Raw genomic sequence first — 13,630 nt, forward strand, 5'->3', positions numbered from 1 at the left:
GAATAGAAATATTTCTCTAAACTGCTACCCCTAGTAATTGTGCTTGTATATTGACAAGCACAAATTGACTAAGTATTAAGTAAAACCCTGATTAATTAACCATCACTGACGATGAAATGTAGTCGCAATGGTTACTAGATTTGTTTTTGATATTTTCAATTGCCCATGATAATTGTTAATTTGATACTTTAGGCAATAAAAGGTTATTTGAAAAGGATTTTGCTGTGATTTTAGACACTTTCAAATTCCCCTAATCCCCCTTTTTGATGGAGATTTAGGATAATCTACAATTATTTGATACATCACAAATAACTTTTAACTTAATTTTGCTACCTTGTTTACTTAAGTCTCGCTCTCCATTTCCGAATAGCATTAGCAGTTCTGGTAACTGGTGGCATGTAGACATCTGGAGTTTCGTTAAAGTTTTCGTATTGTGTAATACTTTTATTATTTAATTTTTGGGTAGTTAGACAGTTAGCTAAGGTAGGCAAATAGCTTTCATAACTTAAAGCTTTTATTACTTCATCGACATTCTTAAACCGATCGTCTAATGTAATCTTCACCATTTTGCCTAAAGTTTTGGCGAAACTATCGGTAATATTTACTTCTTTTTGCCAGCATATCTCACCAGTATTTGGGTGGTAATCAAATTCTAAAGGACTTTTACCAGTCAACATATAAATACAAGTTACACCCAGTGCATAAATATCACTGGCATAAACTGGGCGAAGAGAATACTGTTCTGGTGGCGCAAATCCCCTAGTTCCAATAAAGTTGGTATTCACAGCTTGATTGGTAGAGTTTTCACAAGCATCAACTACTTGCTCTTTCACTGCACCAAAATCAATCAGCACTACCCGCTTGTCATACTCACACCGCAATAAATTCTGGGGCTTAATATCCCGATGAATCACATGATGTTTATGAAGATACTGTAATACTGGTAATAATTCCTGTAAGAACTGTTTCACCGAGGCTTCACTTTTGGGCCCACCTCGCCGCACTTCTTGGGCTAAAGTCAAACCCGGTACGTATTCTTGAATTAAAAAAAACTCCTCATTCGCCTGAAAGTAGTCTAGCAGCATGGGAATTTGCGAATGACTACCAAGTTGACCTAAAGTTCTTGCTTCTTTTTCAAAACGCGCACATGCCTTTTGCCAACTTTGGGGACTAGTCACTTTCGGGCAAAGCTGTTTAATGACGCATAGAGGATGCCCAGGTAATACGGCATTTTTGGCTAAAAAAGTGATGCCAAAACCACCTTTACCTAGAACTTGCAATATTTGATAGCGATCGCGGAATAGCTTCTTGGAAGCACACATCTGACCAAGTTGAGTTTGCTGTGAAATGCTCTCTTGAGAATTCGTTATTTTCTGAGAAAAGCGATTCATTAGTATAGAATATCTGCTCTAAAATGTCTCTAATCCTACGACAAATATTCCTTAATAACAGTAATATTACTGGAACTTTGCTAAATCATCATTATTCTTCTTATGACTTACGCAAAAGTACACACAGTATCTACGGTACTCCTCTGGAGAACTCATAGTGAGAGTAGCCGCTTCTCTACGAGACGCTCCGCGAATGCGTCTACATGAATCCCCCTACATTTCTTGATAGCGATTTATGACCGAAGAAGGCAGGAGGAGAAAGAAAAACTGCTTCCCCTGCTCTCTTCGTTGACGGTCGATATTTTGGGGTTAGTCTTGCGAGTCTTTGTTATGGCTGTTAATGTGGATAAGCGCGTTAGCCTTGCAGCAGCTAACTAGGGCTTAAATCAGGGCAAACGCATCTTATTTACTAATAAAAACTAAGGGAGATTCCAAAATGACATAGATAATTGCAAAAATCGGTGAAATGATAAATAAAATAAATCAAATATTTTTCAAAATTTGAATTAGCTTATCTTCAACTGAATGACTAATCGTCAATACTAAAATAATTCAATTATGAGCTACATAAGAATATATTTACTTAGAGAATAAATAAAACTTTTATGTAAAACATTCAACTCAAGTTTTGATGTACTATTTTAAGCTAACGCTAAAATACTTAGTAAGTATTTGTTATCCATCGCCGCGAGAAACTGTTTATTTTTGATTCCACGTTTGACACGCTTCTCTTGACTTAAAAGATTGACTGCAAGATGTCTGAGAATTGCAAAATTATGTGGGGCATTATCTTTTCTAATTCGACAGTCATCTTCTCTTAAGGCAACATCCAATAGCCAATGCAATGAATTTTCAATTCCCCAATGACTGCGAATAGAATTACCAAACTGTTTAGCATCTGACTCAAGGCTACTGATAAAATACCGAGTTTCAACCGTTGTTTCACCATTGAATGAACGGACAGATTCTACCATGCCAACACTATTAAAATTTGACCAAATTGAATCTGGGTTAAGCCGAGATTCAATTTGAGAGAACATTACGTAATTGCGGATTTCATGACGACCATGCCCTGTTTCTTCTGTTTTATACGTGCTATGTGCAATCCCCTCAAATCCTGTAGCTATGCCTGAAGAGAATAGTTTTTCTACTTCATCATAAAGATTTCCTTGATTCTTCTTTAACCCAATTACATAATCTGCATTTTGCTGTGTGATTAGCTTCACAATCTCCTTCTGGCAGCCAATTGCATCAATGGTCACAATACATCCTGACAGTTCTAATACCTTTAATAATTCTGGAATTGCTGTAATTTCATTTGATTTTTGATCTACTTTTACTTGTCCCAGCACTAATTTATTTGTAGTTGCCCAGGCACTTACCATTATAATTGCGCTTTGGTCACTACTTGTATCATAAGAACCACGTAAAGTTTTCCCATCAAGCGCGACAACTTCACCATCAGTTATCTTCTGTATTGATTTCATCCAGCTCAGAAAACATTCCTGGAACTGTTGAGGATTTATTTGTGCAAATACTCTTGCAAATGTATCGTGGGACGGAATCCCATTTGGTAATTCTAAAAATGTTTTTAACCATTCATACTTTGCACAACCATAAGTCTCTACGGCTACCCAACCATCCGCACCACAAATCACAGCACATACGGCAATGGTCATGATATCGATTAATTTATGTCGTTTGGTGCGATCTACTCGTGGATCTTGTATCACCGCAAAATGGTCAGCAATCGTAATTTTGGGTTTCAGCTTCATAGAGAGGAGAATAAGAACGTAATTCTTCTTTCTGATAAATGTGAGAATACCACGTTCAATGAAGGCCAGCCGTCCTCACTTTCACAGCATCTGTAAAAGTCACTTTGATCGGAAGGGCGATGGTGTAACCGTCCTTCCCGGCGGCGATCGCATAAATTGAGCTTTTCTTTGTGCTGATCTTCTCATAATTCCTAGTCATTAATCTAAAACTATTGAGAATCAGACTGTGAGAAAACCTACGCTAGAAGAGTGGAGAACTGACCGTGAAAGCTCAGGCAGCCGTCGGCTGCCTCTAACTCCCCCCTCGTAATGATTATCATTTTTATAACGAGTGAGATTTAATTTCCTCAAAGCCTTATGTAGTTTGAGTCTTGGTGTATTTCGCCCTGATTCAGGCTCGTCAATATTTAGATGCGTTTGCCCTGATATTTAGATGCGTTTGCCCTGGGGCTTAAATGGGCTAAATAGTCTCAAAAACAAGCAGATATATCATTTGAGAACTATCGCTCCTTTATGGCAAATTTGACGGTCAGCCTTATTCCAAAACTCCTAAATTATTTCAATCAAAATAATATTGAAAAAACATGAAAGTGAGCATAATAGTACTACAATTGTCAGGAATTTTAGATAATGTCAGAGGTAATGAACTACGTCGTCAAGTTAGTGGACTTATCACAGGAGGAGCCAATACTTTTTTGCTTGATATGAAAGAGATAAAGCTTATTGATAGCTCTGGTTTAGGTGCTTTAATCTCAGTAATGCAAATAGTGCAAAGTGCTAATGGTAAACTTTTTATCTGTTCTATCAGCGAGCAAGTCAGGATGTTGTTTCAACTTACTAAAGTAGATAGAATTTTTCAAATCTTTGCCGATCAAGAGGAATTCAATCGCCAAATATTGGCAACCTTGGAGGTGGACAAAAAGGGCTAAGATGCAGACAAAATAGTCAATATATAGAAATTCTATTTGATTGCGTGAAAAAACTCCGTACAACTCAAAAAGCCTTCTTTTCTATTGCCTATAGGACTTACGCAAATTATCTCTCAAACTCTGATTTCTCCGTGCCCTCTGTGCCTCTGCGGTTCGTTATTCTGTAACTCGTGCGTAAGTCCTAGCCCTTAGTGGTGCAGAAAACTTTCCGAAGTCTCAAGTTGAGAACACAGTGACACGGGAGAACTCAATTTGTTGCTCTATCTGCGTTCGTTTTTTAAGTGAAGCAGTGGCAGATGGGGGACTCTTCCGAGGTAAGGTAGCTAATAGAGGAATTGGGAGGCGTTGATAACACAACCGTTCAATTTCGCGTAATCCTAATTGTAAGAAACTCAATCCCCTCTGGCTGTGCCAATCCAGCATTTTGCGCCGACCTTCACCGACCACCACCACCGCAACAGCAATAGCAATTAAGGTGGCAGGCGCTAGCAACATCAACAAACAATTCAGCGCTTGAGGGTCGCGCAAGTGGGAGCGGATGAGTTCAAAAGCGGCGGACTTATAATCCTTAAAATGTGGCTCAATGCCGCCAAATCGCTGACCATAAACCTCAAAAGTCTGCAAGGACGGCGGCACATCGGAGAGGACAGCCCAAGCCTCACTTGCCAGAGCTAAATGAGCGGTGGCGAGATGACACTCAATGTCCTGCAAAACTTTGACTTTTCGAAACAGATAAGCTTCGCCCTCTTGGGGAAGCAAGTTTGCAACCGCAGCCGTTTGACCATTGGAGAGGGTAATGTTCAAGTCCGATTTCGCCCGAATAGACCACGACCATTGATGCTCCCGTAACCACCGGATCAACGCACCATGTTCAAATCCTCGATCCGCTAACAACGTCACATGACATTCTGCTTCTAAGCAGCAGCCTTAACGTCGTTTCTAACACGGGGCAGTAGTCCTCAAAGCCCACGGTGGCACTGCCATGCTCCAATACCGTTTGACCAAGTGGAATAGAGCGTCCACCCCAAACTAAACAGATCTCAATTAAGCAATATTGATCCCATAACATACTGGTATCAAGTGTTAGTGTCATCGCCATGCCCTCCCAGGAGTTCAAGAACTGCTGCAACATAGGAAAATAGAAGGTTTCGGCAGTGATTTTGGGATTATGGACAAAGTAGTTTAAGCGCTCCATGTGGCTGCGAGCTTTGCACTCCCTATGACTCAGATAGGGCAACCAGTGGCTCAGACAGGCGCTTTGAGCTTGCAAAATGGCGGCGACATTCTCACAAAAGACTTGCAGATGTCGTTGATCTTGGGGACAAATCCATTGACTTAGTTGAACTTGCAGTTGACGATAAAGATGGGGGACTGACATGGAGTAGTTTTTGTGTGGAAACTTGAGCATCCCATGTCTTCCCCCTCTCTGTCACCCTTGTCTTAGTAAAATTCCCCATATATCAAGCCTTCAGGACTTTTCTGCACCACTAAGGTCCTAGCCTATTGCCTCTTGCCTTCCCACGCAAGTAAGTATGGCTACGCTCCCGTGAGGGATACAAAAACCAAAGCGGATTCCTATATTAGTTCTATAGGCACATAAAAATAATTAACCATAGATGAAAGATATATCCTCGTAGTGGCGTACAGATGTACGCCACTATTCATTCAAATGAGAATGGCTATAAAACCAAGGGTATTGAGTTCTAAGGCACTTCAATAGGAATCAAAGCATTTTCTGGCAAGTAGTTGCAAAAACGCCCTTCATCTGCAAGCACCAAAATCAGACGCAGGGGATAATCTGGCGGAACCTGCAAATCTGCCCACGGTACTGCCAACTCTAAACAACTATTTATTGCTACTTGAGCGCGACTGAAACGGGGCTGCCATTGATAATTGTCTCCAGCTTCCCGAAACTGAATCGATTGCGTCAGTAAGTTAACTTCTAGAAGATGGTGGAAAAGATAATTAAGCGGGGCTGCATCTGGTACATCTGCCAAGGGAACTGGGCTATTAACCATTGTTTTTTCTGGGTAAAACCACAGCAAATTCAACTCTGTAGGAAAATCCCTCCCTGGTGCAACGCCACCTTTAAAGTCCAGCCGCACATAGAAATTGAGGTGATCTACGCCATACCAAAGTCGCTGGATGACACTGCTATTGTGCATCGTCCCCCGCGCCCCGCCGATTTCTATGCGTCCAGCTTTGTCCCAATCTTGCTCATCACCCTTACCATCGATAACAGGATGGATAAATCCTTGTGGGGTGTGGCTTCCCTGTGCTTCGTGGATTTCCACTGGTTGCTTGAGATAGGGCGGTACAGGTTCATTTAACGCCTTGTAAATGCCAAACAGGTGTTCTCGAAATAACTGATCAAATATGGCATCTTGATTTGAAGAATGTCCTGCACCAAACCACCAAAACCAATCTGAACCCTCTGCGGCATACAATGCTTCCCATGCTTCTGGGTTGTTTTCTTCCGTTGCTTCGGGATGACTTGCGAGCATTTCTCTTGCTTCTGTTAAGTAATCCCAAGCCCGATTTTTGGCGCGATCGCCGATCCAGGTGGTGAAGCTGCCATCTACCCAAGAACCACTATGTAGTTGTCCTCCGGGAATGGTGGCTGTGGCGGGGAATTCTTCGAGAAATTCGGAGACAGTGACGAGTTTGAGGTGGGGTTCATCACTCAAACTTTGATACAAAGCTTCTAAGAAGGGTTTGCCATCTTCGGGATAAAATTCCCAACAATTCTCCCCATCCAAGGCGATGGTAACTAGCCAAGGTTGCTCACTTTGACTATCTCTTTGCATTTTTGCGATCGCTTGCAAATGTCCCACTAAGTCTGCTGCTGCCTTTTTTGCTGGCATCGCACTGTAGGTAAAGCCAATCAAATCTGATAATCTGTGGTCACGAAACACAATTGACAAATCACCCTCTGCGGTTTGCAACCGATAGGGTCGGTACAACAGTTCTGGTTGCTGCACATTCCCCGCCCCATCCCGATGAAAAAAGTGTTTCAGCGTCCATCCCAAGACAGCTTCATCTGAGCATATCCACTTAAATCCTTGGTTAATAATGTGTGGAAGTGTTGCCGGACTGACTGACTGTTCTGAAGGCCACAAACCACGAGGTATTTGTCCAAAGCGGTCTTTATAAAAGTTCCAAGCTTTCCGTAAGTGACGAGGAATATCTTCTTCCCACTGAAAGCGCTGCTTAGGTAGTGTCATATTGGGCACAGCTACCCGACCGGAGTTAGTATCAGCGAGTAAGGGTAAAATCGGGTGAGTGTAGGGCGTAGTGGTAATTTCTAGCTGCCCAGCCTCCTGCATTTTGCGATGTTGGGGGATGATGCGGCTGAGGATTTCTCGTTGTTTGGAATAAATGCGCTGGCGATCGCTTAAAGTAAAATTCCGACCCTGTTTTAACCAAGTAGCAATTTCCGGGTCATCCCAAAACAGTGGATCGATCCAAGCTAAATTGTGCCAAGCTAGCAAATCACCATAATCAGGCAATTCCCAATTTGCTAAACACCAGGCTTGCCCCTTCTCCTGCCTTTGCTGATACAACTCGCTATAGCGGGGATGGGGGTCAATCAGCGTATGGTGATTGGCATCGAAAAAGTGTTGGATAACGAATTCCCTCTGTTCCTGGCTGAGTTGTTCATCCGGTGTCAAGCAGGCTGTGAGGTAAGGGTCAAAAGCAGTCCCAGCAATATAATCTTCAAGTTGTAATATCAGCGATGGAACTAAATTCACCGTTTGGTGTAACTTAGGATACCGCTCTAAGAGCAATACCAAATCCAAATAATCTTTAGTCCCATGTAAACGTACCCAAGGTAGGCGGTACTGCTGACTGGGAGATAGGGCACTACCAGGAGATTTGTACAGAGGCTGATGTTGATGCCAGATAAAAGCGATGTAGAGAGGATGGGACATAGGAATAGTTAGGAGTTAAGAATGAGGAGTTAGGAGTTGATTCAAAACTCATAACTCCTAACTCCTAACTCCTAACTTTTACACCACTTGTTCAATTTCCGCAATTTCAGGAATCATTTCTTTTAGGCGGCGCTCAATACCCATTCTCAGGGTCATTGCAGAACTGGGACAAGAACCACAAGCACCTTGCAGGCGCAGCTTTACAACAGGCCCATCGAGTTCTACAAGTTCCACATTGCCGCCATCAGACATGAGATAAGGGCGCATTTCATCTAAGACTGTTTCAACGTTGTCAATTGTGAGTTCCATAGTTTTAGACCTGCTAAGTTAATGGTGGGCATTGGGAATGGGGCATGGGGCATGTGGCATGGGACATTGAATAATAATGATTCCTGTGCCAGATGCGCTATTACTCGTTAACTATTATCCAAAATCTTATTTTCCATGTTGTCTGAACAAAGTTTTCGTGTGAGCCTCCTACTTTACTTTAGCTTTTAGGTTCTGCTTTGCAGTCAGACGGAAGACAGGATTTAATTCTCCAAGTACACGTCACCGTAAAAAGGAGTCAAAAATCTATTTTTTGTAAATTTTGAGTAAAGCGGAGCAAAAGTCAACATTTAGGCGTTTGTTGTGTTCTGTTCTTCAACCCAGCCCATAATTATACAATTTTGTGGTCTAGAGACGGAATTATTTCCAATCTTCCATGCCCAATTTTGTTATTTATTGAATAATAATTACTAAGAAAATTTAAATTATAAAACTTCAAACCCAGTATTGGTAATGTTCCAGATGACCAATGACAAACTCATAACGGGCTAAATGCCCCGCTATCGCTAACAGCACTGTCTGTTGAATCGCTATCAGTAGACGAAACCATGACTGGCTGTTGATATAGTGGCACTGTAAATGTCACTGTTGAACCAAGTCCTTCACCCAGACTATAAAAATGTACCTCGCCGCCCATTGCTTCCACTAGCTTCTGAGATATTGCCAGTCCTAAACCTGTGCCACCATACTGGCGAGTGCGTGAGCCATCCACCTGAGAAAATAATTGAAACAGTTTATCTTGTTTGTCTAGGGAAACACCGATGCCTGTGTCTGCCACACGGACTCTTACCATGCCAGGAAATTGCTGGCCTTGAAGCTTCGATTTTTTGAGTACTAAATCGGCGCTGACGGTGACACCGCCTTCATGAGTAAATTTGATGGCATTACCTAGCAAATTGAGCATCACTTGGAGCAAGCGTTGGTAGTTGCTTTGGACAATGATTTCATCCGAGGTAGCAGGCATTTGCATCCGAAAGCTGAGGTTTCTCATTTCTGCTTGGGGACGCATGAAACTTTCTACATCACTAAATAGCTCATTTAGCTTGACTGGAGCGTAAGCTAGCTCCATTTTACCAGCTTCGATTTTGGCAATGTCCAAAATGTCGTTGATGATATTTAGTAGATGTATCGATAAGTTGTGAGCTTCTGCCAAAAATTGGTTTTGTTCTTCTGGGTCATCTGCCATCCCTTCCAAAATTAGCTTTAAGAAGCCAATCATGCCATTGAGGGGGGTACGAATTTCATGGGATACATTAGCCAGAAACTCGCTTTTGAGACGGGAAGCTTCTTCGGCTTTTTGACGCGCTACTTCTAATTCTTCATATAAAGTAGCATGTGCGATCGCAGTTCCCAATTGATCTGCTGCTTCTTTTGCTAGCTCTAATTCCGATTCTGTTAATGTATAGCATTCATCCTGCCAATTCAAGGCAACCAATCCATTGGCTTGGTCTTGATAGCAAGTCGCAACCACCAAAGTTTTCTGCCGCCCAGACTCTGTGCATCCAGGCACTTCCATCACAACTGGTTCTAGGGTTGTCAAAGCCTGAGCAAAGGCAGGCTCAGAAGCTACATCTATTTCTGAGCCTAGCATTGATCTGAGTTCTGGCTGGCGATACTCAGCCTTCACTTTTACTTTTGAGCTAGAGGGCTGATAAGGACAAATAATACAGCGCTCTAGCCGCAGTGCTTTTCCTAAACTGTCAACTGTTTGCTGCCAAATAATATCTAAATCCAATGTCCGACGAATATTTCTGGTAATCCGATTTACCAGTTTTTGATGTTGCTGTGAACGTAAAGCCAACTCTATTTGTGTGGGCGTTTTGGATGCCACACGCGCTTGTTTTTTGTTGAGTGTCGCTTGCACTAAGCGTCCCATAACTAAAACTGTAGTGGCAGTTGTTCCCAGACTCGGCATAATCGGACTAATCACTAAGTCCAACTCAAATAATTCCTGATGGTAGCTAAACCAACACTGAAACCTTTCTGGCACCAAACTTGTCAAAATTCGGTGCAATCGTTCCACATAATTAACCTTATCCACAGGGGCAAAGGTTTGCGTCTGGTTCAGCTCGTCAACTATTTTTTCGGTATTTAACCCCAGGAGTTCGCTGTGCTGCCAATGAAAGGTCAGATAGCGCCCTGCCCCATCTTGTGTATACACCAACTCGGCTCCTAGAGTTGGTAATGAGCCATCAGTTTTACTGGCAATAGATTCCAGATTTTGGGAAAATACATTCGGCAATTGGGAATTGGCAGTAATAGTCATTAATTGAGTTGGATAGACAAAGGATATCCGACCGTAATTTTACTAAAGCTGCTAAAATTTATACATAATTTTTTACAGCTTTTTTGCTTTTATTGGGTATTTCTTGGTGTTCTGAAATCCAGCTTGGCAAACTTCACCTTTTTTAACTTGCATTAACAGATGACTGATGGCATTAATCGTTCCATTCACCGCGAGGAGGGACGGGGGTACGCACAGGGGTGCGCGTCAGTTCGTCATCTCTGAGGATTTCACCACGCAACCACTGGCGAATTGCTACCTCAATCACTTTACTTGGGTCATTGGTGAGATGCTGAATTTGCTCTAGTAACTCGGAGTCCAGGCGGACGGCAATTTCTACCTTATCGGCTCGTGTGTTTTCCGCTTCGGTAGTTTTCTCTTGCATATTCATAGGTTTGATATACTCTGAATTGGTTTTGTCTAAAGCTTTGTAAAGTAGTTATATTCATCATTTGGGCTAATTCACTGAAAAATCTTCAAGGGGACATTTACATAGTTCCCCGAAATAGCACCAAAGTAACAGCTTTAAGTTTCAAATCGCATTTTTCATATAACTGACTAGACAATGGCTCTAGAAGTTTTGCCGATAAATCAGTGATTATGAGTAATTACGGGTCGTAATTGCCCAAGATCACTACATGATCCCTACATGTACTTATTTACATTTATTGTACGCTCCTAGCTGTTGAATACTAGCAGCGACAAATAGACTTTCATAATATTCTTAAAAGTCCACCTATTTAGATCGAAAGTTAAAGATGGGGTGAAGAGAGCAGGGGAGCAGGGGGCAGGGGGGCAGGGGAGCAGGGGAGCAGGGAAAGAATAATAACTCCTAACTTTTAACTCTTAACTTTTGACTCCTAACTCAGCACGGGCTAAACCCTAGCTATCCGCTAACAGCACTTGGAACTCAGCACTAAAAACGGAGCGTCTTGGCTAAGAAAGCATTAAAATACATTAAGTAAATTGCTCTTTTAACTTTGGTTGCTGCTAAGGCAAAGATAGTATATGACTGACGTTCCCGCAGTTCGCATTCGCAATTTTTGTATTATTGCTCACATCGACCACGGGAAATCAACCCTCGCCGATCGCTTGCTACAAGCAACTGGCACTGTTGAAGACCGAAAGATGAAGGAACAGTTTCTCGACAACATGGATCTGGAACGGGAGCGCGGCATTACGATTAAGCTGCAAGCTGCCCGGATGAACTACACAGCTAAGGATGGTCAGCAGTATGTGCTGAACTTAATTGATACTCCTGGACACGTGGATTTTTCTTATGAAGTCTCCCGCTCTCTTGTTGCTTGTGAAGGAGCGCTATTGGTAGTAGATGCTTCCCAAGGTGTGGAGGCGCAAACTTTGGCAAATGTCTATTTAGCCTTAGAGAATAACCTGGAAATTATTCCGGTTTTGAATAAAATTGATTTGCCTGGGGCAGAACCAGAACGGGTAATTGGCGAAATTGAAGAAATTATCGGTCTAGATTGCAGTGGTGCGATTCTGGCTTCTGCGAAAGAAGGACTTGGTATTGATGAGATTTTAGAAGCAGTTGTCGAGCGGATACCGCCACCGCCCAATACCATAAATGAACGATTACGAGCGTTAATATTTGATAGCTATTACGACAGTTACCGAGGAGTAATTGTGTATTTCCGGGTGATGGATGGCACTGTCAGAAAAGGCGATCGCATTCATTTAATGGCATCCGGTAAAGAATTTGAAATTGATGAGTTAGGTGTGCTTTCTCCCACTCAAAAGCAAGTTGAAGAACTCCACGCTGGGGAAGTAGGCTATTTGGGAGCTGCAATTAGAGCAGTAGCTGATGCACGGGTGGGTGACACAATTACCCTTAGTAAGGCAAAAGCTGAGTCACCCTTACCAGGGTATGCAGAAGCGAACCCAATGGTTTATTGTGGGATGTTCCCCATTGATGCTGACCAATTTGAAGACTTGCGGGAAGCATTAGAAAAGCTGGAACTTAACGACGCAGCCCTGCATTACGAACCAGAAACTTCGAGCGCGATGGGGTTTGGCTTCCGTTGCGGGTTTTTAGGCTTGCTGCACATGGAAATCGTCCAGGAACGCCTAGAGCGGGAGTATAATCTCGATTTAATCATTACAGCCCCCTCGGTGGTTTATAAAGTGATTACTCTCAAAGGAGAGGAACTGTACATCGATAATCCTAGCCGTTTGCCTTCTCCCAACGATCGCCAAAGAATTGAAGAACCATACGTCCAAGTAGAGATGATTACGCCGGAAACTTATGTCGGCAGCTTGATGGAGTTGTCACAAAATCGCCGGGGCATCTTCAAAGATATGAAATATCTCGCCCAAGGACGAACCACCCTGACTTACGAACTCCCCTTGGCGGAAGTTGTAACTGACTTTTTCGATCAGATGAAATCGCGATCGCGCGGTTATGCTAGTATGGAATATCACCTCATTGGCTACCGTGAGAACCCTCTGGTGAAGCTAGATATCATGATTAACGGCGATCCTGTGGATTCCTTGGCGATGATTGTGCATCGAGACAAAGCTTACAACGTTGGGCGGGCAATGGCAGAAAAACTCAAAGAATTAATTCCTCGCCATCAATTCAAAGTCCCAATTCAGGCATCTATTGGCAGTAAAGTTATTGCCAGCGAACACATCCCCGCCTTGCGGAAAGATGTGCTAGCCAAATGCTACGGTGGTGACATCAGCCGGAAGAAGAAACTCTTACAGAAGCAAGCAAAAGGTAAAAAGCGGATGAAATCTGTAGGTACTGTAGATGTACCGCAGGAAGCTTTTATGGCAGTACTGCGCTTGGATCAAAGCTAATAGAATTCAGGAGTCAGGAGTCAGAAGTCAGAAGTCAGAATGAATTTGAGTCCTAATGGCGGATATCGCTACGCAAAGCGAGTCCGCATACTCCTGCAAAGCAGCAAGCTAGCAAAAGTGTCTGAATCTACTATTTTCAGTCCCCCACCAAAATTTTTTATTCTGAATTCTG

8 protein-coding genes and 1 pseudogene are annotated in these 13,630 nt (G+C 42.6%); 2 read left to right on the forward strand and 7 right to left on the reverse strand.

Translation table 11 applies throughout. The annotated features are described in order from the left end of the window. Positions 1-338: 338 nt before the first annotated feature. Together FD724_RS29720 and FD724_RS29725 are read right to left on the reverse strand one after the other, a co-directional pair. A complete protein-coding gene (locus FD724_RS29720; protein WP_179075096.1) occupies positions 339-1,391 on the reverse strand; it encodes a serine/threonine-protein kinase in 1,053 nt (350 codons plus the stop codon). Between the two features lie 641 nt (positions 1,392-2,032). Next, on the reverse strand, positions 2,033-3,166 hold the full coding sequence (locus tag FD724_RS29725; RefSeq protein ID WP_179072797.1) for an ISAs1 family transposase: 1,134 nt from the start codon (positions 3,164-3,166) through the stop codon (positions 2,033-2,035). A 611-nt stretch (positions 3,167-3,777) separates the two neighbouring features. Here FD724_RS29725 and FD724_RS29730 point away from each other — a divergent pair. Then, positions 3,778-4,095, forward strand: coding sequence for an STAS domain-containing protein (locus FD724_RS29730; protein ID WP_372726498.1), 318 nt, complete (start codon positions 3,778-3,780; stop codon positions 4,093-4,095). Positions 4,096-4,311: 216 nt separating this feature from the next. Here FD724_RS29730 and FD724_RS29735 read toward each other — a convergent pair. From FD724_RS29735 to FD724_RS29755, 5 genes and pseudogenes are all read right to left on the reverse strand, one after another. Next, positions 4,312-5,473, reverse strand: a pseudogene (locus FD724_RS29735) (transposase). 325 nt (positions 5,474-5,798) lie between these two features. After that, positions 5,799-8,027, reverse strand: a complete 2,229-nt coding sequence (locus FD724_RS29740; protein ID WP_179075098.1) for a glycoside hydrolase — start codon at positions 8,025-8,027, stop codon at positions 5,799-5,801. A 78-nt stretch (positions 8,028-8,105) separates the two neighbouring features. Then, a complete protein-coding gene (locus FD724_RS29745) occupies positions 8,106-8,336 on the reverse strand; it encodes a NifU family protein (protein WP_012408256.1) in 231 nt (76 codons plus the stop codon). A gap of 496 nt (positions 8,337-8,832) precedes the next feature. After that, positions 8,833-10,620, reverse strand: coding sequence for an ATP-binding protein (locus FD724_RS29750; RefSeq protein ID WP_114081039.1), 1,788 nt, complete (start codon positions 10,618-10,620; stop codon positions 8,833-8,835). A gap of 172 nt (positions 10,621-10,792) precedes the next feature. Further along, complete coding sequence (locus tag FD724_RS29755; protein WP_012408258.1) at positions 10,793-11,029, reverse strand: hypothetical protein; 237 nt, start codon at positions 11,027-11,029, stop codon at positions 10,793-10,795. A gap of 617 nt (positions 11,030-11,646) precedes the next feature. Here FD724_RS29755 and lepA point away from each other — a divergent pair. Then, positions 11,647-13,458, forward strand: a complete 1,812-nt coding sequence (gene lepA, locus FD724_RS29760) for a translation elongation factor 4 (protein WP_012408259.1) — start codon at positions 11,647-11,649, stop codon at positions 13,456-13,458. Positions 13,459-13,630 lie beyond the last annotated feature (172 nt).

Origin of the sequence: Nostoc sp. C057, from assembly GCF_013393925.1 — a bacterium.
Taxonomy (GTDB): Bacteria; Cyanobacteriota; Cyanobacteriia; order Cyanobacteriales; family Nostocaceae; genus Nostoc; species Nostoc muscorum_A.

Coding starts and splice junctions, on each gene's coding strand:
- FD724_RS29720 (WP_179075096.1), bottom strand. CDS start 1,391: ATGAATCGCTTTTCTCAGAAAATAACGAATTCTCAAGAGAGCATTTCA.
- FD724_RS29745 (WP_012408256.1), bottom strand. CDS start 8,336: ATGGAACTCACAATTGACAACGTTGAAACAGTCTTAGATGAAATGCGC.
- FD724_RS29725 (WP_179072797.1), bottom strand. CDS start 3,166: ATGAAGCTGAAACCCAAAATTACGATTGCTGACCATTTTGCGGTGATA.
- FD724_RS29750 (WP_114081039.1), bottom strand. CDS start 10,620: ATGACTATTACTGCCAATTCCCAATTGCCGAATGTATTTTCCCAAAAT.
- FD724_RS29740 (WP_179075098.1), bottom strand. CDS start 8,027: ATGTCCCATCCTCTCTACATCGCTTTTATCTGGCATCAACATCAGCCT.
- lepA (WP_012408259.1), top strand. CDS start 11,647: ATGACTGACGTTCCCGCAGTTCGCATTCGCAATTTTTGTATTATTGCT.
- FD724_RS29755 (WP_012408258.1), bottom strand. CDS start 11,029: ATGAATATGCAAGAGAAAACTACCGAAGCGGAAAACACACGAGCCGAT.